At 59.9% G+C, this 24,057-nt stretch carries 27 protein-coding genes; 10 read left to right on the top strand and 17 right to left on the bottom strand.

Going from position 1 to position 24,057, the window contains the following annotated elements; translation table 11 throughout:
• Nucleotides 1–258: 258 nt before the first annotated feature.
• The 6 genes from PH552_RS30825 to PH552_RS30800 form a co-directional block, all read right to left on the bottom strand.
• Entirely contained in the window at nucleotides 259–798 is a 540-nt protein-coding gene (locus tag PH552_RS30825; RefSeq protein ID WP_112344161.1) for a MerR family transcriptional regulator, read from the bottom strand.
• A 235-nt stretch (nucleotides 799–1,033) separates the two neighbouring features.
• A complete protein-coding gene (locus PH552_RS30820) occupies nucleotides 1,034–1,372 on the bottom strand; it encodes an integration host factor subunit alpha (protein ID WP_112344160.1) in 339 nt (112 codons plus the stop codon).
• A gap of 107 nt (nucleotides 1,373–1,479) precedes the next feature.
• Nucleotides 1,480–2,451: a beta-ketoacyl-ACP synthase III gene (locus tag PH552_RS30815; protein WP_113250645.1), complete on the bottom strand. Its 972-nt coding sequence runs from the start codon at nucleotides 2,449–2,451 to the stop codon at nucleotides 1,480–1,482.
• A 19-nt stretch (nucleotides 2,452–2,470) separates the two neighbouring features.
• Nucleotides 2,471–3,517, bottom strand: a complete 1,047-nt coding sequence (gene plsX / locus PH552_RS30810; RefSeq protein WP_112344158.1) for a phosphate acyltransferase PlsX — start codon at nucleotides 3,515–3,517, stop codon at nucleotides 2,471–2,473.
• A 101-nt stretch (nucleotides 3,518–3,618) separates the two neighbouring features.
• A complete protein-coding gene (locus PH552_RS30805; RefSeq protein ID WP_112344157.1) occupies nucleotides 3,619–4,176 on the bottom strand; it encodes a YceD family protein in 558 nt (185 codons plus the stop codon).
• A gap of 10 nt (nucleotides 4,177–4,186) precedes the next feature.
• Nucleotides 4,187–4,801: a ubiquinol-cytochrome C chaperone family protein gene (locus PH552_RS30800; protein WP_181592412.1), complete on the bottom strand. Its 615-nt coding sequence runs from the start codon at nucleotides 4,799–4,801 to the stop codon at nucleotides 4,187–4,189.
• Nucleotides 4,802–5,023: 222 nt separating this feature from the next.
• On the opposite strand from PH552_RS30800, the gene PH552_RS30795 reads away from it, so the two are divergent.
• Nucleotides 5,024–5,533: an outer membrane protein assembly factor BamE gene (locus tag PH552_RS30795; RefSeq protein ID WP_112344155.1), complete on the top strand. Its 510-nt coding sequence runs from the start codon at nucleotides 5,024–5,026 to the stop codon at nucleotides 5,531–5,533.
• A gap of 93 nt (nucleotides 5,534–5,626) precedes the next feature.
• Here the strand turns inward: PH552_RS30795 and PH552_RS30790 are convergent, their stop codons facing one another.
• From PH552_RS30790 to ribH, 3 genes are all read right to left on the bottom strand, one after another.
• The gene (locus PH552_RS30790; protein WP_112344154.1) at nucleotides 5,627–7,765 is read right to left on the bottom strand and encodes a sodium-translocating pyrophosphatase; all 2,139 of its coding nucleotides are present in this window, start codon (nucleotides 7,763–7,765) and stop codon (nucleotides 5,627–5,629) included.
• A gap of 247 nt (nucleotides 7,766–8,012) precedes the next feature.
• Entirely contained in the window at nucleotides 8,013–8,495 is a 483-nt protein-coding gene (gene nusB / locus PH552_RS30785; RefSeq protein WP_112344153.1) for a transcription antitermination factor NusB, read from the bottom strand.
• A gap of 3 nt (nucleotides 8,496–8,498) precedes the next feature.
• Nucleotides 8,499–8,954: a 6,7-dimethyl-8-ribityllumazine synthase gene (ribH, locus tag PH552_RS30780; RefSeq protein WP_112344152.1), complete on the bottom strand. Its 456-nt coding sequence runs from the start codon at nucleotides 8,952–8,954 to the stop codon at nucleotides 8,499–8,501.
• A 196-nt stretch (nucleotides 8,955–9,150) separates the two neighbouring features.
• Between ribH and PH552_RS30775 the strand changes: the two genes are divergently transcribed.
• Genes PH552_RS30775 through PH552_RS30765 form a run of 3 tightly spaced genes read left to right on the top strand, consistent with a single transcriptional unit; the run spans nucleotide 9,151 to nucleotide 10,724 of the window.
• Entirely contained in the window at nucleotides 9,151–9,660 is a 510-nt protein-coding gene (locus PH552_RS30775; RefSeq protein ID WP_113250646.1) for a cupin domain-containing protein, read from the top strand.
• A 41-nt stretch (nucleotides 9,661–9,701) separates the two neighbouring features.
• Nucleotides 9,702–10,220: a GNAT family N-acetyltransferase gene (locus tag PH552_RS30770; protein ID WP_112344150.1), complete on the top strand. Its 519-nt coding sequence runs from the start codon at nucleotides 9,702–9,704 to the stop codon at nucleotides 10,218–10,220.
• A gap of 21 nt (nucleotides 10,221–10,241) precedes the next feature.
• Complete coding sequence (locus PH552_RS30765; RefSeq protein WP_113250647.1) at nucleotides 10,242–10,724, top strand: GNAT family N-acetyltransferase; 483 nt, start codon at nucleotides 10,242–10,244, stop codon at nucleotides 10,722–10,724.
• Nucleotides 10,725–10,771: 47 nt separating this feature from the next.
• Here the strand turns inward: PH552_RS30765 and PH552_RS30760 are convergent, their stop codons facing one another.
• The 7 genes from PH552_RS30760 to PH552_RS30730 all read right to left on the bottom strand — a co-directional run bounded on the left by PH552_RS30760 (nucleotide 10,772) and on the right by PH552_RS30730 (nucleotide 17,412).
• The gene (locus tag PH552_RS30760) at nucleotides 10,772–11,392 is read right to left on the bottom strand and encodes a riboflavin synthase (RefSeq protein ID WP_113250648.1); all 621 of its coding nucleotides are present in this window, start codon (nucleotides 11,390–11,392) and stop codon (nucleotides 10,772–10,774) included.
• Nucleotides 11,392–12,501, bottom strand: coding sequence for a bifunctional diaminohydroxyphosphoribosylaminopyrimidine deaminase/5-amino-6-(5-phosphoribosylamino)uracil reductase RibD (gene ribD, locus PH552_RS30755; RefSeq protein ID WP_113250649.1), 1,110 nt, complete (start codon nucleotides 12,499–12,501; stop codon nucleotides 11,392–11,394). Before ribD ends, PH552_RS30760 begins: the two co-directional genes overlap by 1 nt.
• A 2-nt stretch (nucleotides 12,502–12,503) precedes the next feature.
• On the bottom strand, nucleotides 12,504–12,980 hold the full coding sequence (gene nrdR, locus PH552_RS30750; RefSeq protein ID WP_112344147.1) for a transcriptional regulator NrdR: 477 nt from the start codon (nucleotides 12,978–12,980) through the stop codon (nucleotides 12,504–12,506).
• A 9-nt stretch (nucleotides 12,981–12,989) separates the two neighbouring features.
• On the bottom strand, nucleotides 12,990–14,288 hold the full coding sequence (glyA, locus tag PH552_RS30745; RefSeq protein ID WP_069616242.1) for a serine hydroxymethyltransferase: 1,299 nt from the start codon (nucleotides 14,286–14,288) through the stop codon (nucleotides 12,990–12,992).
• A 177-nt stretch (nucleotides 14,289–14,465) separates the two neighbouring features.
• Nucleotides 14,466–15,779 carry a L,D-transpeptidase family protein gene (locus PH552_RS30740; RefSeq protein ID WP_183763166.1) on the bottom strand — a complete coding sequence of 438 codons (1,314 nt, stop codon included), beginning with the start codon at nucleotides 15,777–15,779 and terminating at the stop codon, nucleotides 14,466–14,468.
• Nucleotides 15,780–16,322: 543 nt separating this feature from the next.
• Nucleotides 16,323–16,838: a transcriptional regulator LdtR gene (gene ldtR, locus PH552_RS30735; RefSeq protein ID WP_112344267.1), complete on the bottom strand. Its 516-nt coding sequence runs from the start codon at nucleotides 16,836–16,838 to the stop codon at nucleotides 16,323–16,325.
• A gap of 133 nt (nucleotides 16,839–16,971) precedes the next feature.
• The gene (locus PH552_RS30730) at nucleotides 16,972–17,412 is read right to left on the bottom strand and encodes a DUF6163 family protein (protein WP_113250650.1); all 441 of its coding nucleotides are present in this window, start codon (nucleotides 17,410–17,412) and stop codon (nucleotides 16,972–16,974) included.
• A 143-nt stretch (nucleotides 17,413–17,555) separates the two neighbouring features.
• On the opposite strand from PH552_RS30730, the gene hemB reads away from it, so the two are divergent.
• The 6 genes from hemB (at nucleotide 17,556) to PH552_RS30700 (ending at nucleotide 21,627) form a co-directional block, all read left to right on the top strand.
• A complete protein-coding gene (gene hemB, locus PH552_RS30725; protein WP_112344142.1) occupies nucleotides 17,556–18,569 on the top strand; it encodes a porphobilinogen synthase in 1,014 nt (337 codons plus the stop codon).
• Between the two features lie 77 nt (nucleotides 18,570–18,646).
• The gene (locus tag PH552_RS30720; protein ID WP_112344141.1) at nucleotides 18,647–19,105 is read left to right on the top strand and encodes an RDD family protein; all 459 of its coding nucleotides are present in this window, start codon (nucleotides 18,647–18,649) and stop codon (nucleotides 19,103–19,105) included.
• A 183-nt stretch (nucleotides 19,106–19,288) separates the two neighbouring features.
• Entirely contained in the window at nucleotides 19,289–20,068 is a 780-nt protein-coding gene (locus PH552_RS30715) for an arginyltransferase (RefSeq protein ID WP_112344140.1), read from the top strand.
• Nucleotides 20,069–20,965 carry a DMT family transporter gene (locus PH552_RS30710; protein ID WP_113250651.1) on the top strand — a complete coding sequence of 299 codons (897 nt, stop codon included), beginning with the start codon at nucleotides 20,069–20,071 and terminating at the stop codon, nucleotides 20,963–20,965.
• A gap of 51 nt (nucleotides 20,966–21,016) precedes the next feature.
• Nucleotides 21,017–21,238, top strand: coding sequence for an AbrB/MazE/SpoVT family DNA-binding domain-containing protein (locus PH552_RS30705; RefSeq protein ID WP_112344138.1), 222 nt, complete (start codon nucleotides 21,017–21,019; stop codon nucleotides 21,236–21,238).
• The gene (locus PH552_RS30700; protein WP_113250652.1) at nucleotides 21,235–21,627 is read left to right on the top strand and encodes a type II toxin-antitoxin system death-on-curing family toxin; all 393 of its coding nucleotides are present in this window, start codon (nucleotides 21,235–21,237) and stop codon (nucleotides 21,625–21,627) included. Before PH552_RS30705 ends, PH552_RS30700 begins: the two co-directional genes overlap by 4 nt.
• 103 nt (nucleotides 21,628–21,730) lie before the next feature.
• On the opposite strand, the gene parC is transcribed toward PH552_RS30700, so the two are convergent.
• Nucleotides 21,731–23,989, bottom strand: a complete 2,259-nt coding sequence (gene parC / locus PH552_RS30695; RefSeq protein WP_113250653.1) for a DNA topoisomerase IV subunit A — start codon at nucleotides 23,987–23,989, stop codon at nucleotides 21,731–21,733.
• Between the last annotated feature and the right edge of the window lie 68 nt (nucleotides 23,990–24,057).

The following is a 24,057-nucleotide window of genomic DNA, read 5'->3' as shown; positions in this document are numbered from 1 at the left end:
ACAGGGCGAAGCAAGGAAGCTTCCCCGTCAAACTGGACCTGCGGCACTACCACGGCAAGTTAATAAGGCTTACGAACTAATTTCCGTGACGCAGAAGGGTGGCGCGCGTGACAAAATTATCACGCTCATTTGTGCGGCTAATGAAGTTACCATCGTTGTATGACCAGAGACGGTAAGGTCATGACGACACTTGGCTGCCGTTGCGCCTCACTGGAACAAAAAGCATTTTACATGATCAGCAATCCCGGCCGGTTGCTGTCATCGCACCTGATCGAGCAGACGTTTGCATTCCAAAAGATCGTAGAGCGTTTCCTGCAGCAAAGCGCGATCTTCCTTGCCGACGCTGGATTTGCCGATGGAAACATCCGGTACGCCATCGTCGCCGCTCACGAAATTGAAGAAACGGCGGCTAATCGGCGCTTTGGCGCGGCCGACGATCTGATCTTCCTCGGCATTGCCGGAGCTGACGCGGGGCTCGACGGTGGCAGGTTCCTGTGCGGCGGCAAGCGCTTCGACGCTGGCAAGATCGCCATGGCCGACCGCAATGACAAACTTGTTGCCGTTGGTCTTCAGAAGCTTCTGAACACCCTTGATCGTATAGCCGTGATCATAGAGCAGATGGCGGATGCCATTCAGCAGGTCGACGTCCTCGGGGCGATAATAGCGCCTGCCGCCACCGCGCTTCATCGGCTTGATCTGCGGAAACCGGGTTTCCCAGAACCGTAGGACATGCTGCGGCAGATCAAGGTCTTCCGCGACTTCGCTGATCGTGCGAAATGCATCCGGGCTCTTGTCCATCATCTTACTCCTACAGGGCGCGAGCGGCGCCATCGGGCCGGATCACGCAAGAGGAGGTATGGGATCCCTACCCTCCTGCGATGCGACTCACCATATTTCAACGGTTTGGCGGCGGAAATTCAAGTCATCTCTTCAGCCGCTGCACAGGCAAACGCCGAACGGCAGGCAACAGCGCATCAAAAAGGCCGCAGAACAAGGCATGCGGCCGATATCGATATGGAATCTCCGGGACGGATCAGGAGGCAGGATTTGCCGGCTTGGTCTTCGCCTTGCGGCTTGCATGCGCTTTCAGGATGCGCGTCTTGAGGACATTCGATGCCTTGAAGGTCATGACCCGCCGCGGCGAGATCGGCACTTCCTCACCGGTCTTCGGATTGCGTCCGATACGCTCATTCTTGTCGCGCACCTGAAACGTCGCGAACGAGGAGAGTTTCACGGTTTCACCACGCACGATGGCGTTGCAAATTTCATCGATCACAGTCTCGACGAGCTCAGCCGACTCCGTTCGGGAGAGACCGACTTTCCGGAATACCGACTCCGCCAAGTCTGCGCGCGTCACTGTCTTGCCCGTCATAGCTCCCCGCCCATATCAATGCGTAATCTTCTTCAAGCCTTGCGAGACTATTGCCCTTGTGCCGCACGGTCAAGCTCTTGTTCGGAACGGCTTTTAGAGATACGGCGCTACCAACGCAGCAGCACCGCTCCCCAGGTGAAGCCGCCGCCCATGGCCTCCAGCATCACCAGATCGCCTTTCTTGATTCGACCGTCACCGGCCGCAACGGCAAGCGCAAGAGGGATCGATGCCGCCGACGTATTGCCATGAAGATCGACGGTGACCACAACTTTCTCGGGAGCAATTCCCAGCTTCTTGGCCGAGCCATCGATGATGCGGCGATTGGCCTGATGCGGCACCAACCAATCCAGATCATCAGGGGTGGTGCCCGTCGCATCGAAGGCAGCCTGAATGACATCGGTGATCATGCCGACGGCGTGCTTGAACACTTCACGGCCCGCCATGTGCAGTACACCGACCGTGCCTGTCGTGGAAGGACCGCCATCGACATAGAGCTTGTCCTTGTGCGCGCCATCGGAGCGCAGGCTTGCCGTGAGCACGCCGCGATCTGTCGTGGCGCCGCTTCCCTCGCCTGCTTCCAGGATCAGCGCGCCGGCGCCGTCTCCGAAGAGAACGCAGGTCGTGCGGTCCGTCCAGTTGAGGATGCGGGAAAAGGTCTCGGCCCCGATGACGAGGACGCGCTTGGCAAGGCCGCCACGAATATAGGCGTCAGCCGTCGTCACCGCATAAACGAAGCCGGTGCAAACGGCCTGTACGTCGAAAGCGAAGCCATGATGCATGCCGAGCCGGTTCTGGATATTCACCGCCGTTGCCGGAAAGGTATTGTCCGGCGTCGAGGTCGCGACGATGATCAGATCGAGATCATCCGGCGTCAAACCGGCATTGGCGAGGGCGGCGCGAGCCGCCTGCTCGCCCAGGGATGCCGTCGTTTCGCCTTCACCGGCAACATGGCGCTGGCGGATGCCCGAGCGCTGGACAATCCAGTCGTCGCTCGTGTCGACGATCTGCTCCATCTCGGCATTGGTCATGACGCGTTGGGGGAGCGCCGCCCCGAAACCGCGGACTATTGAACGGATCATTCTGCGTGTACCCCGTCGCTCATGCCGCTTCCGGCCCGATCGGGGGCAGCCGTTTGGCATGATATTTCTTCAAGTCGTTTTCGATTTTCTGCGTGAGACCGTTCTTGGCCATGTCGTAGCCGACATCGATGGCGGCCGCGAAGGCTTCGGCATTCGCGCCGCCGTGGCTTTTGATGACGATGCCGTTGAGACCCAGGAACACACCGCCATTGACCTTGCTCGGATCGAGCTTTTCCCTCAGCAGGTCGAAAGCGCCCTTGGCAAAGACATAGCCGATACGCGCCAACAGCGTGCGCGACATGGCCGCGCGCAAATAGGCGGCGATCTGCTTTGCCGTGCCTTCCGCCGCCTTCAGCGCGATATTGCCGGAAAAACCTTCCGTGACGACGACGTCGACGGTGCCCTTGCCGATATCGTCACCCTCGACGAAGCCCGAATATTCGAGTGATTCGAGATTGGCTTCGCGGATCAGGCGGCCGGCATCCTTGACGTCTTCCTGGCCCTTGATTTCCTCGACGCCGACATTCAGCAGGCCGACGGTGGGGCGCTCGATCTCAAAGAGCGCGCGCGCCATGGCGCCACCCATCAGGGCGAAATCAAGCAGCTGCTGTGCATCGGCGCCAATGGTGGCGCCCACATCGAGCACGATGCTTTCGCCGCGCAGCGTCGGCCAGATCGCGGCGATCGCCGGACGCTCGATATTGGCCATGGTGCGCAAACAGAACTTTGCCATCGCCATCAGCGCACCGGTGTTGCCGGCGGATACGACGACATCGGCCTCGCCCACCTTCACGGCTTCGATCGAACGCCACATGCTGGAAACGTAACGGCCTCGACGCAAGGCCTGGCTCGGCTTCTCATCCATGCTGATGGCGACATCGCACTCGTGAAGGACGGATTTTTCCCGAAGCTTCGGATATTTGGCGAGGACCGCTTCGCAGCGATCCTTCTGTCCGTACATGATAAAAGTGATATCGGGATGCCTATCCAGCGCCTTGGCCGCGCCGGGAACAACAACCTCTGGGCCAAAGTCGCCACCCATTAGGTCAAGAGAAATTCTGATCACGCGTCCCTAGTCCTTTTTCTCCGCCAGCCTGGCGAATTTGGCGTCAAAATACCGTTTTCTCCCCCGGTTACAACTGAATTGTGCTCAATTGCCAAGGAGGTCTATTCCTTTTTCCAGTCTTTCAGAACGGCGAATGGCGAAGGTTTCTTGTCATCTTCGTCCGTGTCTTCAATGTGCGCATCGAACTCGACTCCAGGCTTGCGTGGATAGGGATCGATGGCAAGAGCCGCGAATTCCGCAACCACCGCGCCGGCGTCGATCGTATCACCCGTAAAGGTCTCCGGAAGGTCCGGACCGTCGGGATCAAGCACCATTTCGCCCGCATCCATGGAGGGTGCACGTGCCAGCTTTGAGTCCTCGGGCACAAAAATATGCTCGAAATCCTCGTCGATCTCGGATTCGACCGGCTCCAGCGTCACCACGCAGGCCTGAACGATTTTCGCCCTGACATTACCCTTGATGCGAACGCCATCGCGCTTCCAGCGCGAGATCTTGAGATCGGCGTCGAGCTTGCCCACCGAAAGCACATCCCAAAGGGCGGCAAGCCCGGCCAGTTCGCGATCATCCGCTTCGATATGCACGTCCACCGGGTTGGCGGAAATGTGGCCGACCTTCACCGGATAGGAAAATGGCGTTTCGTCGGAATCATGTCTTTTCATTTTTCTTCTCCTAACCGGGCTGTCGGTCGAGTTTGGGCGGTTGCGGCAGCGTCGCGGATCCCGTGGCGATCTGATCTTCGGTTACCGCCGCCAGATGCGCTTCCGCCGTCAGCATCCAGCCAGCCAACGCGGTCATGGAAGCCGCCGCCTGCTCCCCTTTGGGATAGATGTTGCGCTGTAGCGCCGTGGCAAGCGCCGCGCGATCATTGCCATCCATGGCAGCCGCATAGCTTTCAAGCCGCCCATAGAACATGCCGGCCAGCTTCTTCATGCGTTTCGGCACGCTGTTGTCGCCAATCCCAAGTTCGCGGATCGAATAATCGATATCTTCGAAAAACGCATCCACAATTTCCTGTGCGAGTTCCTGGCCGCTGGTTGTCGACGACCGCGTGCGGCGGAAAAACAGGATCATCATCACGGACAGCAATTCGAAGCGCCCCATCACCGTATCCGGCACGTCATAGTCGGTATAGAAAACCGGCTGCCGCGCCATGGTTGTCAGGACCTCATACTGCCTGACGACGATGATCTGATTGTGATTTCTTTTGCGGAAGAGCCCAAAAATCATGAGAATCCCGGAATTGGCTCCTTCAGAGCGCGCCGTTTTTGCTTGGCCGTGTTGCATCCACGCAAAAGCTGGTTTACCGAAGCAGGCGCGAATTGCAATGCCGTTTGTGCCCGCTTCGAGGCTCCTGCCCTTACCGTCGTCACGTTGTGCATGATCGGTGATGAAGAGTGCCGAACAACGTCTTTGTGCCTTTTCCAATCGCGGAAAGGCCACAATGATGTGCACAGCAAGGTCATACCGGCCGTCCGGCCATCGGATTGATTCATTAGGGGAGATGAGATGTCGTTGACCAGACGGTATTTCAAGTCTGACATTACTTTCAGCAGCGGTGCCGCCATCGCCCTGGTGATTGCGACCTTGGGACTTTCAGGTTGCAAGACCAGTGAGGTCATGAACAACGGTTACATCTTCGATCCGCAGTCGCTCGCGCTTGCGCCGGTCGGCTCCAGCCGCGAGCAGGTTCTGCTCTCGCTCGGCACGCCGTCGACCACCGCGACCTTCGACGGCGAGGTCTTCTATTATATCTCGCAGAAGCGCACCCGCGCCGTTGCCTTCATGAAGCCGAAGCTGGTCGACCAGAATATTCTGGCGATCTATTTCGACAAGGACGGCGTCGTAAAGCAGGAAGCCAACTATACGCTGAAGGACGGCAAGGTCTTCGACATGATCAGCCGTACGACGCCGACCGGCGGCCGCGACATCACCTTCCTGCAGCAGATCCTGCAAGGCAGCGGCAACGGCGTCAACGGGGCGAGAAACTTCCTCAACAACCTCAACCCGGGCCAATAAGCCGGGAAGCGTTCCAAAGAAAACCCGCGAGACAGGCCTGTCTCGCGGGTTTTCGTTATACGTTCGGTTTGCTTTCTTTGATCTTCTCCGGGCTTAACCCGCAAGAATGGCGAGCAGAAGCAGAGCCACGATATTGGTGATCTTGATCGCCGGATTGACGGCCGGGCCCGCCGTGTCCTTGTAGGGATCGCCGACGGTGTCGCCCGTGACCGACGCCTTGTGGGCTTCCGAGCCCTTCATATGGCGCGTGCCGTCCTTGTCGACGAAGCCGTCCTCGAAGCTCTTCTTGGCGTTGTCCCATGCACCGCCGCCAGACGTCATCGAAATGGCGACGAAGAGGCCATTGATGATCACGCCGAGCAACGATGCGCCAAGGGCTGCGAAAGCCGAAGCTTTGGAGCCGGAGAGCAGCAGGACGCCGAAATAGACGACGACCGGCGCCAACACCGGCAGCAGTGACGGGATGATCATTTCCCGAATGGCGGCCTTGGTCAGCAGATCGACGGCGCGGCCGTAATCCGGGCGTTCCGTGCCCTGCATGATGCCCGGCTTCTCGCGGAACTGCCGGCGCACCTCCTCCACGATCGAGCCGGCGGCGCGGCCAACGGCCGTCATGGCGATGCCGCCGAAGAGATAGGGAATGAGGCCACCGAACAGCAGGCCGGCGACGACGTAAGGGTTCGAGAGCTCGAACGAGATCGTGCCCACATTGGCGAAATACGGGAACTTGTCGCCGTGCGCCGCAAAATATTGCAGGTCGTTCGAGTAGGCCGCGAACAGCACCAAGGCGCCGAGACCGGCCGAACCGATGGCATAGCCCTTGGTGACGGCCTTGGTGGTATTGCCGACCGCATCCAGAGCATCGGTGGATTTGCGCACCTCCGGCGGAAGATGCGACATTTCCGCAATGCCGCCGGCATTGTCGGTGACGGGGCCGAAGGCATCGAGTGCGACGATCATGCCGGCGAGGCCGAGCATGGCGGTTACCGCGATCCCGGTGCCGAACAGGCCGCCAAGCTGATAAGTGGCGATGATGCCGCCGACGATGACGATTGCCGGCAGTGCCGTCGATTCCAGTGAGACGGCAAGCCCCTGGATGACGTTGGTGCCGTGACCGGTGACCGAAGCCTGGGCGATGGAATTGACCGGCCGCTTGTTCGTGCCGGTATAATATTCAGTGATGACGACGATCAGCGCCGTGACGATCAGGCCGACGATGCCGCAGGTGAAGAGCTTCGCGCCGGTGACTTCGAAGCCACCGACTGTGCCGACCGAGCCCCAGCCGACGGTCAGCGAGGTAGCGATCGCCAGGCCGATGATCGACAGGACGCCGGTGGCGATGAGGCCCTTGTAGAGGGCGCCCATGATGGAACCATTGGCACCGAGCTTCACGAAGAAGGTGCCGATGATCGAGGTGATGATGCAGGTGCCGCAGATCGCCAGCGGATATATCATCGCGGAACCGAGGAGCGGCGACCCGGCGAAGAAGATCGCAGCGAGAACCATGGTGGCGACGACCGAGACTGCATAGGTCTCGAACAGGTCGGCCGCCATGCCGGCGCAATCGCCGACATTGTCGCCGACATTGTCGGCAATGGTGGCGGGGTTGCGCGGATCATCCTCCGGAATACCGGCTTCGACCTTGCCGACGAGGTCGCCGCCGACGTCGGCGCCCTTGGTGAAGATGCCGCCGCCGAGACGGGCGAAAATCGAAATCAGCGACGCGCCGAAGCCGAGCGCCACCAGCGCGTCGATGACATCGCGCGAGCCGGCTTCATGGCCGAGAATGCCGGTCAGGACGTAGAAGTAGATGGAGACGCCAAGCAAGGCGAGGCCCGCGACCAGCATGCCGGTAATGGCGCCCGACTTAAAGGCAATATCAAGGCCAGCCGACAGGCTCTGCGATGAGGCCTGCGCGGTGCGGACATTGGCGCGTACGGAGACATGCATGCCGATGAAGCCTGCGGCGCCTGAGAGGATTGCGCCGATCAGGAAGCCGAAAGCGGCTTCGGACGACAAAAGGAGCCATGCCGCGATGAAAACGATGATCCCGACGATGGCGATGGTTCTATATTGGCGCGCCAGATAGGCTTGCGCTCCTTCACGAATATACCCGGCAATCTCCTGCATGCGGGCGTTGCCCTGATCGGCTGACAGCACCGATCGGGTTGCCCATACGGCGTAGATCACCGAGAGCAGTCCGCATGCGATCACTCCTAAAAGAATCGACATTTCGCTTTTTCCCTCCAAAAAAGCCGGCGGTTCACTCCGCCCCCGGCCGCCTGCAACAACGCTCAGCCCCCTCCTCCAGGGGAAGAGCAATGTGCAGTTGCGAGATTGCTGTCGGGATAACGTCGCGTCAAGACCGCCCGCGGGTAAAATACCCGCAGGAGGTTCAAAAGAATATTCGAAGGTGAAATCAGGCGCGAACGAAGGAAACGAAAGTGGCCTGCGTTACGATTTGCGCGCTCGGCGAACCTTATTTCTTGGCTTCGCCGCGAACCTGCTTGGCGATTCGGTCGAGCACCGCATTGACGAGCTTGGGCTCGTCCTCTTCAAAAAAGGCGTGAGCGATCTCGACATATTCGGTGACGATGACCGGAACAGGCACGTCCTTACGGTCGAGGAGCTCGAATGTGCCGGCGCGCAGGATGGCGCGTACGGTGCTGTCGAGACGTGACAACGCCCAGTCGTCCTGAAGGGCCGACCCGATCAGGGGATCGAGCTTGGTTTGATCGCGCACGACACCCGACACGATGGAACGGAACCAGGAGGCATCAGCCTTCAGATAGGTCTCTCCGTCCAGTTCCTGCCCGAGACGATGGGCCTCGTATTCAGCCACCACCTCCAGAACGCCGGTTCCGCCGATATCCATCTGATAGAGCGCCTGCACCGCCGCAAGGCGCGCAGCGCCTCGCTGGTTGGCGGGCTTTGCCGGTCGCTCGTTATCCTGATTGCTCATGAATTATGCACCCAACTTCTCTTTCAGCGCGATCATGGTCAGCGCCGCACGGGCAGCGAAACCGCCCTTGTCCTTGTCCGAACGGCGCGCACGCGCCCATGCCTGCTCATCGTTCTCGACGGTGAGGATACCATTGCCGATCGCGAGGGATTCGCTGACGGCCAGATCCATCAGCGCTCGCGAGGATTCATTGGCGACGATATCGAAATGATAGGTTTCGCCGCGGATGACCATGCCCAGGGCGACATAGCCGTCATAGACGACGCCGCCATTGTCGCCGCCGTCGAGCGCCATGGCGATCGCAGCCGGGATCTCCAGCGCACCGGGAACGGTGACGATATCATAGGTCGCGCCAGCCTCGTCGAGAGCAGCCTTGGCACCGTCGAGCAGTGCATCGGCCATATCGTCATAGAAGCGGGCTTCGACGATAAGGATATGGGCATTGGAAGAGCTGGTCATACATCACCTGCGGATTGAGAGGGCGCGGCACCTTGTCAGGCCGGGTCAAACCACGGCGGGCCTCGCTTGGCAAGTGTTTTTAATGGCTGGCGCCAATTCCGGCCCTATTTGGAAATCACCGGCGCAACGCGAAAATTGTGGCTTTCGCCAACGCAACCGCTTCGATAATAATTCAAAGCCTGCAAAGGGGAGGTTCATGACAAAGAAATCCGCACCCGCCGTCAATGTCGGCGCGCTCGAGCTGGAGCATTGGCAACAGGGCAGCTTCTTTGCCGGCAGCGATATCTCCTTCGGAGCGTTGCTCGGCCTGAAGAATCTCGGGATCAGCTATAGCGAAGTCCCGCCCGGCAAATCCGGCTGTCCGTTTCACAACCATCATGTCGAGGAGGAACTCTTCGTCATCCTCGACGGCGAAGGCGAATATCGCTTCGGCGAGCAGCGTATCGCAATCAGCAAGGGCGACGTATTGGGCGCCCCCGCCGGCGGCTCGGAAACGGCGCATCAGCTGATCAATACCGGCCCCGGCGTGCTCATCTATCTCGCCATTTCCACCAAGGCACGAACCGAAATCGTCGAATATCCCGATTCCGGCAAGTTCCTGGCGAAGACCAATAATGACGGCAAGGCGACGTTCCGTACGATCGGCCGCGCCGCCGCCGGCAACCTCGACTACTGGGACGGCGAGCCCGGCGCCTCGAACGACTAAGCATCACCAAGGGACAGAGTTCAGCAAAGCTCCATATCTCCATGACCCATATTCCGACACTGACGACCGATCGCCTGCTGCTACGCGGACACAGAGTCGATGATTTCGAAGAATTCCTCGACCTCTGGAAACACGAGGAGATCGTTCGCTTTATCGGCGGCGAAATGCCGACACGTGAACAGGTCTGGGCCCGCCTCCTGCGCTATGCCGGCCTATGGCATCATCTCGGCTTCGGCTTCTTTGCCGTCGAAGAACGCCAAAGCGGCAAGCTGATAGGCGAAGTCGGTTTTCTCGATCTGCACCGTGACATGACGCCGATGACGGAAGGCACGCTGGAGGCCGGCTGGGGCATTACGCCGCCAATGCAGGGCAAGGGCTATGCGACAGAAGCCATGAACGCAGCGATAGCCTGGGCGGACAGCCAGTTCGCAGACCGGCGCATGACCTGCATCGTGGACCTGGAGAACGTACCGTCGCTGCGGGTTGCCGAAAAGATCGGTTTCCGGCGCATCGGCGAAGTAACGTTCAAGGACAGATGCAATGCCATATTCGAGCGCTAGGCGGCGTTGCGGGTGAGTGTCATGCCGGTTTCGGGGGATAGGTTTTCGGTCAGACCTTACGGACCGGGTGATGCCCAAGCCACGATCGACATTTTCCTGAGGGCCATTCGCAAGGTCGCGTCGAAGGACTACAGCCCGGCTGAGATCGCCGCCTGGGCGAAGGTCGACGATGCCGAGATCTGGGCGCAATATCGCGCCAGCCGGCCGACCTGGCTTGCGTTGGATGGCTCCACGCCCATCGGCTTTACCGATCTGAAATCGGATGGTTGCCTCGACATGATGTTCGTTTCGCCCGATTATCAGGGAAAGGGCGTGGCCAGCCTACTGCTTGCAGCGGTCGAAAGAGCTGCGCGCAAACAGGGCCTTCAACAGATTTTCACCGAAGCGAGCTTGACCGCCCGCCCCTTCTTCGAACGCAAGGGTTTCGGCGTCGTGGCCGCGCAGCGGGTCGAAAAGCGCGGCCAGACATTGTCGAACTTCCTGATGGAAAAAGCGCTCGCATAAGCTGGCGAGGCGCCGATCGACGCTTCCCCACAGCAAGCCTATGAAATCTAAGCTTCGCTGACGACCGGGAATTCCGCCAGCCGGGCGGCGTAGCGGGCCATGGTGTCGACTTCGAAATTGACGAAGTCACCGGCCTTGCGCTCGCCCCAGGTCGTGACCTCAAGCGAATGGCGGATCAGGAGCACATCGAAATCAGTCCCATCGACGGCATTGACGGTCAGCGAGGTGCCATCGAGCGCGACCGAACCTTTGGGCGCCACGAATCTTGCGAGATGTTCCGGCGCGCGCAGGCGGAAGCGGGTCGCATCACCTTCGGCCGTGACCGAGAGGATTTCCGCCTTGCCGTCGATATGGCCTGATACGATGTGGCCGCCGAGTTCATCTCCGATCTTGAGGGAGCGTTCGAGGTTGACCCTGGAACCGGTCTCCCACGTGCCGATCGTCGTCAGGCGCAGGGCTTCTTCCCATGCCTCGACCTCGAACCAGCGTCCGTTGCTGCCCTCTTCCGGCAGGCCGGTGACCGTCAGGCAGACGCCGGCATGCGAGATAGACGCGCCCATATCGATCGTCGCCGGATCGTAATTGGTGGCAACGCGCAGCTTGATGCCCTCCTTCAAGGGAGAAATGGATTCGACCGTGCCGACATCGGTGACAATTCCGGTAAACATCAAAAACCTCTTTCAAATTCGTCGCAGCGGTCATCGCCGAAGCGGCTTTCGCCGATATGCATGAAACTTGCCGGGATATTGGATTTGACGACGGGCGATTCAATACCACCCTCGCCGATATCGGAAGGCCCCTGGAAGAGTAGGATGCGGTCGACCAGGTCAGCGGCGAGGAAACGCCGCGCCGTCTTGGCGCCGCCTTCCACCAGCAAGGAAGAGATGCCACGCGTGCCCAAGGCTTCCAGCAACTCTCCCGGTTCGCTCAAATTTGACTGCAACACTTCGACGCCGGCGGCATCGAGGGCTGCGCGGCGAGCCAAAAAGGCACTGTCGGTATTGTCGTCGAAGGACGGCGGATTGGCGGCAACGGCGATAACCGGATATTGCCGTGCCGTCCTTACCAGCTTGCTGCCAAGCGGCAGCTGAAGATCATCGTCGATGACGATGCGCAAAGGTGAACGGTATTCCAGGCCGGGAAGCCGGCAGGTCAATTCCGGATCGTCTGAGATCGCGGTGCCGATACCGACGAGAATGGCGTCGCTTTCGGCCCGCAGCATCTGCACCTGCGCCCGCGAAATGTCGCCGGTGATGCGCACCTGCCCTTTGCCCGTCTTGCCAATCATGCCATCGGCGGAAATGGCAAGCTTGAGAGTCACATAGGGGCGGTTTCTCGTCTGGCGCATGAGATAGCCGGCAAGAGACCGCCTGCCCTCCGTTTCCAGAATGCCGGCATCGACTTCGATGCCGGCTTCGCGCAGCATGTTGATGCCGCGCCCGGAAACGCGCTGATCGGGATCGGTGACGCTGATGACGACACGCGCCACCCCATAGGCAATCAGCGCCTCGGCGCAGGGCGGCGTCTTGCCATAGTGGGAACAGGGCTCGAGCGACACATAGGCGGTGGCGCCTCGCGCCGCCTCGCCCGCCTCGGCCAGGGCCTGAGGCTCGGCATGCGGGCGACCGCCCAGCGCTGTTACGGCGCTGCCCAAAACGACGCCATCCTTGACGATGACGCAGCCGACGGACGGATTGGTCGAGGTCAGCCCAAGATGCCTGCGCGACAGGCGGATGGCCGCGGCCATGAAACGCTCGTCCTCGGGCCGCGGCGCCATGGTCAGGGATCCAGCGGATCGCGGGCGATCTTCGCGTTGATCTCTTCGATCACGTGCTCGAAATCTTCCGCATGCGAAAAATCGCGATAGACGGAGGCATAGCGCACGAAGGCGACGTCATCGAGGCTCTTCAGCGCCTCCAGCACCTGCAAACCGATCTGCTCGGAGCTGATTTCGGTCTCGCCGGAGCTTTCAAGGCGACGGACGATGCCGGACACCGCGCGCTCGATCCTGTCCCTATCGACCGGACGCTTGCGCAGTGCGATCTCGAAGGAGCGCACCAGCTTGTCGCGATCGAACGGCACCTTGCGGCCCGTCTTCTTGATGACCATCAATTCGCGCAGCTGAACGCGCTCGAAGGTGGTGAAGCGGCCGCCACAATCCGGACAAATGCGCCGACGGCGGATGGACGTATTGTCCTCCGCCGGGCGCGAGTCCTTGACCTGGGTGTCTTCTGAGCCGCAGTAAGGGCAGCGCATGCGCTCTCCTTAGCCCATGTAGCCGTACATCGGGAAGCGGTCAGTGAGCTTGACCACTTTCTCGCGCACGGCAGCCTCGACGGCGGCATTGCCTTCGTCGGAATTGGCGACCTTCAGGCCATCGAGCACTTCGATGATCAGATTGCCGATTTCCCGGAACTCGGCTTCCTTGAAGCCGCGCGTCGTACCGGCCGGCGTGCCGAGGCGCACACCGGAGGTGACAAAAGGCTTTTCGGGGTCGAACGGAATGCCGTTCTTGTTGCAGGTGACATAGGCGCGGCCAAGTGCGGCTTCCGCACGCTTGCCGGTGGCATTCTTCTTGCGCAGGTCGACCAGCATCAGGTGGTTGTCAGTGCCGCCGGAGACGACGTCGACGCCGCCGGAGATCAGCGTTTCGGCAAGCGCCTTGGCGTTCTTGACGATCTGAGCCGCATAGTCCTTGAAATCAGGCTGCAGCGCTTCGCCGAGGGCAACGGCCTTGGCGGCGATGACGTGCATCAGCGGACCACCTTGAAGGCCGGGGAAGACGGCCGAGTTGAACTTCTTGGCCAGATCCTCGTCGTTGGTAAGGATCATGCCGCCGCGCGGGCCGCGAAGCGACTTATGCGTGGTCGTGGTGGCGACATGGCAATGCGGGAACGGCGACGGATGCTGGCCGCCGGCAACGAGACCGGCGATGTGGGCCATGTCGACCATCAGATAGGCACCGACGCTGTCGGCGATCTCGCGGAAGCGCTTCCAGTCCCAGATTCGGGAATAGGCGGTGCCGCCGGCGATGATGAGCTTCGGCTTGTGCTCTTCGGCCTTGCGCTGCACTTCGTCCATATCGAGCAGGTTGTCGCCTTCGCGAACGCCGTAGGACACGACGTTGAACCACTTGCCGGACATGTTGACCGGCGAACCATGCGTCAGGTGGCCGCCCGAATTGAGGTCCAGGCCCATGAAGGTGTCGCCCGGCTGCAGGAGCGCAAGGAAGACGGCCTGGTTCATCTGCGAACCGGAATTCGGCTGGACGTTGGCAAAGTTGACGCCGAACAGCTTCTTGGCACGCTCGATGGCAAGCTCTTCGGCGATATCGACGAACTGGCAGCCGCCATAATAGCGCTTGCCAGGATAACCTTCGGCGTACTTGTTGGTCATGATCGAACCCTGCGCTTCCAGAACGGCGCGCGAGACGATGTTTTCCGAGGCGATCAGTTCGATTTCGTGACGCTGACGACCAAGCTCCTTGCCGATCGCACCAAAGATTTCCGGATCGGTATCGGCAAGCGAGCGATTGAAGAAGGGTTCGGTGGACGCATTGGTCATCGTGAAAGCTCCTGAACGGGCCGGAACGGCAATGCAGACGGTATTAGCGTCAGGGTCGCCGGAGAGCAATACGATCAGCGACATTTGCTGGGCAAACTACGATGAGCGACGCCGGCGAACGAAAAAGCCGCACCCTGCGATGCGGCTTCCATGTCGATGGGGTTCGAACAACGCCGATTATTGAACCGGCTGCTCCATGCCCTCAGTCGTATTGAGCGCCAACTGGGAGTTGCCGTCGAGATTATAGATATCGTCGCGGAACTGGACGATGCCGTCGCGGGCGCTCCAGGCGGAGATGTAGACGAAATAGACCGGTACTTCCGACGCCAAGGTGATCGGCGTGTTGACGCGGCTGGAGATGACCTGCTCGATGTGCTGACGCGGCCAGCCCGGGGTTACGGCGAGCAGCCAGGTCGCGAGGTCGCGCACGTTCTGAACGCGCACGCAGCCCGAGCTGTCGAAACGCATCAGCTTGTTGAACAGGCCCTGCTCAGGCGTGTCGTGCATGTATTCGTTGTTGGGATTATGGAAGTTGATCTTCGTGGACGCCATGGCATTCGTCTTGCCCGGATCCTGACGGAACATCAGGTCCGGCGCCTTGTCCGAATTCCAGTCGATCGTCTCGGGTGCTACTTCCTGGCCCTTGCCGTCGATAAGGCGAATGTTGTTCTTCGTCAGGTAGGTCGGGTCCTTGCGCATCAAGGGCACGATGTCCTTGATGACGATGGAACGCGGCGCCGTCCAGTACGGGTTGAGGATGACCTCGTAGATCTTTGAATTGATGATATGCGTCGGCCGCGATTCCCGACCGACGATCGCCTGGTGGCGCAGCGCGACCTGACCATCCTCGACGGCTTCGACACGTGTCGCCGGAATGTTGACCATGACGTGACGACGGCCGAGATCGGACGGGAACGTCTGGAGACGAACAAGATTGGTGTTCAACTGCTGCAGGCGGACATTGGCGGGGATGTTCATCGCCTTCAGCGTGAAATCACCCAGGACGCCATCCGCCGGCAGGCCGTGACGGGCCTGGAAACGCTTGACCGCGCCGTCGACATAGGAGTCGAAGGCAGAGGACATACCAGCCTCACGCGGCAGGTCGCCTGTGATCATCAAATGCTGGCGCAGCGACTGTACGGCCGGATCGGTCACACCGAGCTGCAGCGGCTGCTGGCTTGTCGGATTGATCTGCGGCCATCCGCCGTTGGCGGCAATGCTCTGATATTGCGCGATCGCCTGCTGAATATTCGATACGGAATCTGGCCCAAGGATTGGCGCATTCGACTGGACGGCGGCGGCGGTGCGCGCCGCAGCCTTCGCGTCGAATTGGTCGTCCCAATTGCCACGCGAGCGGTCGTTGATCAACGCCTCAAGCGGAGTTGCGTTTTGTGCAAGGGCCGGAGCGGCCAATGCGGCAGCGCCAAGAGTTGCAGCCGACCGCAGGAAAGAGCGGCGCGAAAAGGGTTCCATTCCGTTTTTCTTCGACATGTCCTAACCGTTCAACGCTGCGATCCAAATCATGCGCAGCCAAGAGAGGAAGCAGTAAATAGCGCAAGCTCGCGCCAAGTAACGCCGCTCAGTATCAATCAGCGCCCTTAAAGCACCACCAAAAACTTCGCCACGAACTATCACAATATTGCGAAGCGAAGACCTTTGGGCCATAAGATCGATTTCGAAAGCGCTGCTTGCCGTCCGTTTCCGCTGTCATAGCAATATGGCCAATTCGTGTCGTTCGGCATGGAACTTGCCTTGCCGCGCGACGCGGAAATAAAAGCCATGTTGCAATTGCTAAAATACCACAGCTGCGCGTGGTTCATAGCGTGTCTTGAACCGGCGTCAATGGCGCATGCGTCCTGCGGATTGGATATGACACAAGGCAAGGAGCGGACGTGGCAAAAACCGCACAATTATAGCGCCACAACGCATTCAAGCCGGACACGGGCAGCCGGACACGCAGGGCAAGCCGGACACGCAGGGAACGTGTCCAGCTTGTATTTACTGGAAGGTCTTATGATCGATCGGTACCGCTACTTACATGCGGTAAGCGATGCTATCGTTCCAGAAGCGGTCGAGGCGCTGCAGGAGCTTGTTCATCTGGGTGAATTCGTCGGTGCCGATGCCGCCGACCTTGTCGATAGAGCCGATGTGGCGCTCATAGAGCTTGGCAACGGTTTCGGCGATCTCCTGGCCGGTTTCCGTCAGGCTGATGCGGACCGAGCGACGGTCGATGCGCGAGCGCTGATGGTTGATGAAGCCGAGGTCGACCAGCTTCTTGACGTTGTAGGAGACGTTGGAGCCGAGGTAGAAACCGCGCGAGCGCAGTTCACCGGCCGTCAGCTCGGAATTGCCGATATTGAAAAGGAGCAGCGCCTGGACGGCGTTGACGTCGTCGCGACCCTGACGGTCGAACTCGTCCTTGATAACATCAAGCAGGCGGCGGTGCAGACGCTCGACTAGGTGAAGGGATTCCATGTAAAGAGCCCGGATGTCGTCAACCTGCTGATCCCGAGCGTTTGCAACTGCCTGCGGCTTGATTTTCGTGTTCATCATGACTTGGCCTCACTCTGTTTTGTTTGGCGGTGTCGTTTTCTTCCCGCCTTGAGTGAGACCCTATCGAATACACATAAAATTCTACTTAAACTGCAGGCTTAACAGCATCTTACCAGGAAGTGTTGCTGTCTCAGGGTAAATCAACCATTACCTGCTGGCGACGACGCCGGCGTTTCTCCTGCCACAACAGGACGCGGAAAGCGCAATAAATCACCGCGACACAGGCATGCAAGATCATGATCAGCGGATTGGATCCGAATATCTCCGGCCAGACGCCGTACATCAGCCCCTGCCCGCCTGCGGCCAGCACCCACATGACCGGCCCCCAGGAGACGGTGAGCCACAATCCGAGCGCGGCAACGGGAAAGACGACGGCAAGACCGGCACCTGCGACCTTCCACGGCAGGGCCAGCAGATCGAAGCGGGCATGACCGTCCAGCGAATAGCCGACCAGCATCGCCCAGTATTGCAGGCCGAGCCAGAAACAGGCGATCGCGATCAGCCGCAGGAACAGCACGAACAGGATGCCCGTCAGCGTATTCTTGGGTACGGTCGAAGAATCAGGTTCCATGCGCGAACAATACGTAGGAGGCATCGGCCTCGCCAGAATATAATGGCTGCGGCCTTTCGCCTGGTTTTGAATCCTGGGGACAGCGTGATAGGTACGCGGCCTATACAGAGTGCCATAAATAGACGAAGAAGGATGGCGGCATCATGGAGAACAAGACGCATCTCGTTGACGAGATCACCGGGCATCGCCGCATGCGACGCAACCGCAAGGCCGACTGGACGCGCCGCCTGGTGCAGGAGAACCGGCTGACGGTCGACGATCTGATCTGGCCGATCTTCGTGATCCCGGGCACCGGCATCGCCGAGCCGATCCCGGCCATGCCCGGCGTCAACCGCATGACGGTGGACAAGGCCGTGGAAGCGGCCAAGGAAGCGGCCGATCTCGGCATTCCCGCGCTCGCCACATTCCCGAACATCGAAATGGAGCTGCGCGACGAGACCGGCTCCAACAGCCTCGAGAAGAACAATCTTATCAATCTTGCCACTGCCGCCATCAAAAAGGCCGTGCCTGGCATCGGCGTCATAACCGACGTAGCGCTCGACCCCTTCACCAGCCACGGGCATGACGGCATCCTGCGCGGCAACGAGATCGTCAATGACGAGACGGTCGAACAGGTGGCGCGTGCCGCGGTCTACCAAGCGGATGCCGGAGCAGACATCATCGCGCCTTCGGAAATGATGGACGGCCGCATCGGCGCGATCCGCCAGGCGCTCGATGCCGCAGGCCACCAGAGCGTCGGCATCATGAGCTATGCGACGAAATTCAGCTCTGCCTTCTATGGCCCTTACCGCGAGGCGATTTCGACCGGCGGCCTGCTGAAGGGCGATAAAAAGACCTATTACATCGATCCGGCCAACGGCACCGAGGCGGTGCGCGATGCCGCGCTCGATGTCGAGGAAGGCGCCGACATGCTGATGGTCAAGCCCGGCCTGCCCTATCTCGATATCTGCTGGCGGCTGAAGGAGGCGTTCGGTCTTCCGACCTTCGCCTATCAGGTCTCCGGCGAATACGCGATGATCAAGGCAGCCGCCGCCAACGGCTGGATCGACGGCGAGAGAGTGATGCTCGAAACCCTGCTCGCCTTCAAGCGCGCCGGCTGCGACGGTATCCTCACCTATTTCGCCGTGGATGTCGCCAAGCATCTCGCGCGAAAATAGCGCCGTACCATTCGCTTATTGTATTTGCCGGACCTGATACCATATGTTCGGCAAATGTTTCCCCAAGGAGGAAAGCAATGAGCCTGAACCCCAGCCCGCTCTATGCAGCACCGGATGACTGGCGCGCCTATAGTGGCGTGCTGAGCCGGCGCATCTTTGCATTCATCGTCGATTACATCATCGTCGCGCTGCTCTGCATTCCGGCTGCCGTCGTGCTGTTTTTCGTTTCGATCCTGACGCTGGGGCTTGGCTTCATCCTCTACCCCGCCCTCTTCGTCATCGTAGCCGGTTTGTATTTCGGCTGGACGCTCGGCGGCCCCTACCAGGCTTCGCTCGGCATGCGCGCCATGGGCCTTACCATGGTCCGCGTCGACGGACGCCGAATGGATTTCCTGACGGCGATCGTCCATCTGGCACTGTTCTGGATCCTGAACTCCGTCTTGACGCCGCTGATCCTGCTGGTAGGCCTGTTTACCGATCGCAGTCGGCTGGTGCACGACCTGCTGCTCGGCACGGTCATCGCCCGCACGGCCTGAAACACGCACGTCGCGATGTCAAATAGACGATCCCTCGCGGGGTAAAACCACCCGCGAGGTGGGATCCGAGTGCATCATGAATTAGGAAACTTCGATCTTTAGCGAAGGACGTAGTTGACGTTTTCTAAACTTGAGCCATGCTTGTAAAAAACAGGTGCCGAACGAAAGGGCAATCAACGGCAGATGAACACGCAGTCGACGCCTTCTCCGCAGTTTTATCTGACGGCACCGGCCTCCTGCCCGTACCTGCCGAACGAGATGGAGCGCAAGGTCTTCACGCATCTCGTCGGCCCGCGCGCGGCCGAGATGAACGATATCCTCACCCAGGGCGGCTTCCGGCGCTCGCAGAACATCGCCTATCGGCCTGCCTGCGAGGCCTGCCGCGCCTGCGTGTCGGTCCGCATCCTTGCCCAGGAATTCGAGCCCACCCGCTCGATGCGGCGCATTCTGGCCGCCAATAGCGACGTCATCGCCACCGAATTTCCCGCGCAGCCTTCGAGCGAGCAATATTCGCTCTTCCGCCGCTATCTCGACTATCGGCACCAGCACGGCGGCATGTCCGACATGACGGTGCTCGACTATGCGATCATGGTCGAGGATACGCACGTGAATACGCGCATCATCGAATATCGCCGCCGCGAGGAAGGCTCGGGGCTGGAACAGCGCCCGAAAGGCGAATTGCTGGCGGCGGCTCTCACCGACGTCATGAGCGACGGGCTGTCGATGGTCTATTCCTACTTCAATCCCGACCTCGACGCACGATCGCTCGGCACCTTCATGATCCTCGATCATATCAAGCGGACGAAGGCGCTCGGCTTGCCGCATATTTACCTCGGCTATTGGGTCAAAGGCTCGCGCAAGATGGACTATAAGACGCGCTTTCAGCCCCAGGAGCATCTGACCCCGCGCGGCTGGGAGCGTTTCGATCCCGCAGCCGACGGCGATAAAGATAACCTGCGCTGAATGTTTCCCCGTCTTTCGGATCATCAAAAGGGCCTGCTGCTGGCGACGCTTGGCGGGCTCGTGTTATCGATGGATATACCGCTGATTCGGCTTTCCAGCGGTGAGGTCTGGTCGGTGCTGTCAGCGCGCAGCCTTGCGACCATCGTCGTGGCGCTTGCCGCACTTTTCGTTATCCGCCGTGTTAAGGGGTCGCTGCGGGGCGTGCTGCCAGGCTGGCTCGGACTTCCCGTCGGCTTCTTCTACGGGCTGACGACCATCGCTTTTCTCCTTGCCGTCTATTACACGACGGCGGCGAATGTGGTGTTCATCATCGCGCTGAACCCGATGTTCACCGCGCTTCTCTCCTGGATCTTCCTCAAAGAGCGCCCCGCCCTTTCCACCTTCATGACCATGGCGGTCATGATCCTCGGGGTCGGGCTCATCGTTGGTGACGGCATGGAGGGTGGGCATATGCTTGGCGATGCACTTTCGGTGCTCGCATCGTTTTCCATCGCCTGCGCCATCACTATCAGCCGTGCCTCCGGCCGGGATATGGGCTTCGCTTCCTTGCTGGCCGCCGTCATCCCGGCTGCCGTCGGGCTCTATCACATTGCGCCCTCCGGTTTTTCCGTCGAACATCCCGGCTGGATCCTCTTCGACGGTGCCGTGCTGATGCCGCTTTCCTTCTGGTGCCTTGCGACAGGCACGCGTTTTCTCTCCGCGCCGGAAGTAGCCATGTTCTATCTGCTGGAAACGATCCTCGCGCCGATCTGGGTCTGGCTGATCTTCCTTGAGGCGCCGACGAACATGACACTCGCCGGCGGCGCCATCCTGATCCTGGCGCTTGCTGCTCATTCGCTCTGGCAGGCGCGGGTCAAGGCGAGAGCGGCGTTAGCGGCACAGGGTCTTGCGCATTGAAACAACAGCCGCCCGATGTTATAACCAGGTTATTACATTGGAGCTGAACCCATGAACGTTACCATCCGCAAGATCGGCAATTCCGAAGGTGTGATTATTCCGAAGGAAATCCTTCACAGACTCGGCTTGAAGAATGGCGATGCATTGGAAATACGCGAAATAAACGGCAACATCGAGTTGGTTCCGGAGCGCGCCGATCTCGCCGAACAACTGCGGGCTGCGCGGCTTGGCATGCAGAAATATCGTGCCGCTCTGCGTGAACTTGCAAAATGACCGAATACAAATGGCTCTCCCGCGAAGCCATCGAGATCATGCACGAGGAACAACTCGCCGAGCATGGTGGCTTGCCCAGTTTGAAGGATGAAAATGCTTTGGAAGCGGCGTTGGCCCGTCCGCTCCACAAGGCTGCATATGGCGAAAATGACGTATTCGCTCTGGCCGCCGCCTATCTTTATGGCCTGGTGCGGAACCATCCTTTTTCCGACGGGAACAAAAGAACTGGTTACCTGGCGGCGTTCACATTTCTCTACATCAATGGCTATTTGATCGAGGCAGACGATGGGATGATCGTTGCATTCGTACTAGGTGTCGCAGCCGGAGAAATCGATGAAATCGGCGCCACGCACTTCTTCAAAGACTTCTGTATTCCGCTCGCCGGGTGACGGGCTGCCGTATCAGTCACCCCGGCCCTTCGCTAGGGCTCAGGGCGTTCGTCGCTGCAATCGACCCAACGGGCCGATTGCTCGGACCTAGGTCCATCGATTCTCACCCAGAAAACCGGCCACTTCTGGGGAAGCCCTTTGGGACGGCACGGCCGGCGCCGGCGCGGTCGCCCAACCATTCCACCAATTCGTCCTTGTTTTTGGTGAAGGTGCGGCCGGCACTGTCTTCCCAGGTCAGGCCATCGGCAATCGCGAAGCACCTGATATCGGCGACGCCGCCATCCTTGTATTTCTGAAGGCGCACGCCCTTGCCGCGTGACATTTCCGGCACCTGCGAAAGCGGGAAGATAAGCATCTTGCGGTTCTCGCCAACCACGGCAACGTGATCGCCGGATATCGGGACGAGAAGCTTGGTCTCGTCGGGATAGGAGACATTCATGATCTGCTTGCCCTTGCGGGTATTGGCGACCAGTTCCGCCTCGGCAACGATGAAGCCGTTGCCCGCAGTCGATGAGATCATCTGTTTGCGCTGGGGATCGTGGACGAAGGCGGTCAGCACGTCCTGATCGTTTTCCATGTCGATCATGATGCGCAGCGGCTCGCCGTGGCCACGGCCGCCGGGCAGCTTGTCGCCACCGAGCGTATAGGCCTTGCCGCCGGTCGTAACGATCAGAATCTTGTCCGTCGTCTGCGCCGGGAAGGCAACCTTCAGTCCGTCGCCCTCCTTGAAAGTCAGCGACGAGGTATCGGAAATATGACCCTTGAGGGCACGGATCCAGCCTTTTTCCGAGACAACGACGGTGATCGGCTCCTTCTCGATCATCGCCTGCTGAATGGCGGCATCGTCGGCCTCCGGCGCCTCGGCAAACTGGGTACGGCGGCGGCCAATATCGGTCGCCTTGGCGAATTTCTTCTTCACCTCGCCGATTTCCCAGGAAACCGTCTGCCACTGCTTTTCTTCCGAATCCAGCAATGCCTCGATGTCGGCCTTCTCCTTGGTCAGGCCGTCGAATTCCTTGCGAATCTCGAACTCTTCCAGCTTGCGCAAGGAGCGCAGCCGCATATTGAGGATCGCCTCGACCTGATTATCCGTGAGGCCGAAGCGCTCCATCATCACGGGCTTCGGCTCATCCTCCTCACGGATGATGGCGATGACCTCATCGATGTTGAGATAGGCGACGAGCAAGCCGCCGAGGATTTCGAGGCGCTTTTCAATTGCCGCCAGACGGAAGCGCGAACGGCGCAGCAGGACTTCGCGGCGATGATCCAGCCATTCCCTCAGCACCTCGTTCAGGGCCATGACCCTGGGGATACGTCCCATGGACAGGACGTTCATGTTGAGAGGGAAACGACTTTCCAGCTCAGTCAGCTTGAACATCGATTCCATTAGGATGGTCGCGTCGACCGTACGGCTCTTCGGCACGAGAACGACACGGATATCCTCGGCGGACTCGTCGCGGACATCCTCGAGCAGCGGCAGCTTGCGCGCCAGTAGCAGTTCGGCGATCTTTTCGATCAGCCGTGACTTCTGCACCTGGAACGGAATCTCCGTGATAACGATCTGGTAGCCGCCGCGACCGAGATCCTCGATCTCCCATTTGGAGCGGACACGAAAGCCGCCGCGACCGGTCTTGTAGCTTTCGATAATGCTCTGGCGATCATCGATGATGATGCCGCCGGTCGGGAAATCCGGGCCTGGAATATACAGTTCCACCAGCTTCTCGACCGTCGCATCGCGATCCTTGATCAGATGCAGCGCCGCGTCGCAGATCTCGTGGACGTTATGCGGCGGGATTGATGTTGCCATGCCGACGGCAATGCCCGAGGAACCGTTAGCGAGCAGATTGGGGAACGCGCCCGGCAGGACGACCGGCTCGGAATTCGACTCGTCGTAGGTATCGCGGAAATCGACCGCGTCCTGATCGATCCCTTCGAGCAGCAGTTCGGAAACCGCCGTCATCTTGGATTCGGTATAACGCATCGCGGCCGGGCTATCGCCGTCGATATTGCCGAAATTGCCCTGGCCGTTGACCAGCGTGTAGCGCTGCGAGAAATCCTGAGCGAGACGCGCCAGCGCGTCATAGATCGACTGGTCGCCATGCGGGTGATAGTTACCCATCACCTCGCCGACGATCTTCGCGCATTTGCGGAAGGCTGAGTTCGGGCGGAGCCCCATCTCGCTCATCGCATAGACGATGCGGCGATGCACCGGCTTCAGCCCGTCGCGGACGTCGGGAAGCGCGCGTTGCGTAATGGTCGACAGAGCATAGGCCAGATAGCGCTCTTCGAGCGCGGCCTTCAGGTCGACCGGAACGATGTTGTCGTCGCCGTCACCGGGCGGCGGTGTCAGATTTTTTCCCATGGTCCTTGACTATCGGAGATGGCGATTCCCGGCAAGAAATCAGCGGAAAGCACCTGTGGATGAAGGCA

The organism is Rhizobium aureum, assembly GCF_030182495.1.
GTDB lineage: Bacteria > Pseudomonadota > Alphaproteobacteria > Rhizobiales > Rhizobiaceae > Rhizobium > Rhizobium tropici_C.
This window is presented reverse-complemented; position numbering and strand designations above follow the sequence as displayed.

What these genes read in the sequence shown, in the direction of transcription:
- PH552_RS30710 (WP_113250651.1), top strand. Translation starts at nt 20,069, where the DNA reads ATGTTTCCCCGTCTTTCGGATCATCAAAAGGGCCTGCTGCTGGCGACG.
- PH552_RS30760 (WP_113250648.1), bottom strand. Translation starts at nt 11,392, where the DNA reads ATGTTTACCGGAATTGTCACCGATGTCGGCACGGTCGAATCCATTTCT.
- parC (WP_113250653.1), bottom strand. Translation starts at nt 23,989, where the DNA reads ATGGGAAAAAATCTGACACCGCCGCCCGGTGACGGCGACGACAACATC.
- PH552_RS30715 (WP_112344140.1), top strand. Translation starts at nt 19,289, where the DNA reads ATGAACACGCAGTCGACGCCTTCTCCGCAGTTTTATCTGACGGCACCG.
- PH552_RS30790 (WP_112344154.1), bottom strand. Translation starts at nt 7,765, where the DNA reads ATGTCGATTCTTTTAGGAGTGATCGCATGCGGACTGCTCTCGGTGATC.
- PH552_RS30825 (WP_112344161.1), bottom strand. Translation starts at nt 798, where the DNA reads ATGGACAAGAGCCCGGATGCATTTCGCACGATCAGCGAAGTCGCGGAA.
- PH552_RS30815 (WP_113250645.1), bottom strand. Translation starts at nt 2,451, where the DNA reads ATGATCCGTTCAATAGTCCGCGGTTTCGGGGCGGCGCTCCCCCAACGC.
- glyA (WP_069616242.1), bottom strand. Translation starts at nt 14,288, where the DNA reads ATGACCAATGCGTCCACCGAACCCTTCTTCAATCGCTCGCTTGCCGAT.
- ldtR (WP_112344267.1), bottom strand. Translation starts at nt 16,838, where the DNA reads ATGAACACGAAAATCAAGCCGCAGGCAGTTGCAAACGCTCGGGATCAG.
- PH552_RS30705 (WP_112344138.1), top strand. Translation starts at nt 21,017, where the DNA reads ATGAACGTTACCATCCGCAAGATCGGCAATTCCGAAGGTGTGATTATT.
- ribH (WP_112344152.1), bottom strand. Translation starts at nt 8,954, where the DNA reads ATGACCAGCTCTTCCAATGCCCATATCCTTATCGTCGAAGCCCGCTTC.
- PH552_RS30775 (WP_113250646.1), top strand. Translation starts at nt 9,151, where the DNA reads ATGACAAAGAAATCCGCACCCGCCGTCAATGTCGGCGCGCTCGAGCTG.
- ribD (WP_113250649.1), bottom strand. Translation starts at nt 12,501, where the DNA reads ATGGCGCCGCGGCCCGAGGACGAGCGTTTCATGGCCGCGGCCATCCGC.
- nusB (WP_112344153.1), bottom strand. Translation starts at nt 8,495, where the DNA reads ATGAGCAATCAGGATAACGAGCGACCGGCAAAGCCCGCCAACCAGCGA.
- nrdR (WP_112344147.1), bottom strand. Translation starts at nt 12,980, where the DNA reads ATGCGCTGCCCTTACTGCGGCTCAGAAGACACCCAGGTCAAGGACTCG.
- PH552_RS30800 (WP_181592412.1), bottom strand. Translation starts at nt 4,801, where the DNA reads ATGCAACACGGCCAAGCAAAAACGGCGCGCTCTGAAGGAGCCAATTCC.
- PH552_RS30700 (WP_113250652.1), top strand. Translation starts at nt 21,235, where the DNA reads ATGACCGAATACAAATGGCTCTCCCGCGAAGCCATCGAGATCATGCAC.
- PH552_RS30795 (WP_112344155.1), top strand. Translation starts at nt 5,024, where the DNA reads ATGTCGTTGACCAGACGGTATTTCAAGTCTGACATTACTTTCAGCAGC.
- PH552_RS30720 (WP_112344141.1), top strand. Translation starts at nt 18,647, where the DNA reads ATGAGCCTGAACCCCAGCCCGCTCTATGCAGCACCGGATGACTGGCGC.
- PH552_RS30765 (WP_113250647.1), top strand. Translation starts at nt 10,242, where the DNA reads ATGCCGGTTTCGGGGGATAGGTTTTCGGTCAGACCTTACGGACCGGGT.
- PH552_RS30730 (WP_113250650.1), bottom strand. Translation starts at nt 17,412, where the DNA reads ATGGAACCTGATTCTTCGACCGTACCCAAGAATACGCTGACGGGCATC.
- PH552_RS30805 (WP_112344157.1), bottom strand. Translation starts at nt 4,176, where the DNA reads ATGAAAAGACATGATTCCGACGAAACGCCATTTTCCTATCCGGTGAAG.
- hemB (WP_112344142.1), top strand. Translation starts at nt 17,556, where the DNA reads ATGGAGAACAAGACGCATCTCGTTGACGAGATCACCGGGCATCGCCGC.
- PH552_RS30740 (WP_183763166.1), bottom strand. Translation starts at nt 15,779, where the DNA reads ATGTCGAAGAAAAACGGAATGGAACCCTTTTCGCGCCGCTCTTTCCTG.
- PH552_RS30770 (WP_112344150.1), top strand. Translation starts at nt 9,702, where the DNA reads ATGACCCATATTCCGACACTGACGACCGATCGCCTGCTGCTACGCGGA.
- PH552_RS30820 (WP_112344160.1), bottom strand. Translation starts at nt 1,372, where the DNA reads ATGACGGGCAAGACAGTGACGCGCGCAGACTTGGCGGAGTCGGTATTC.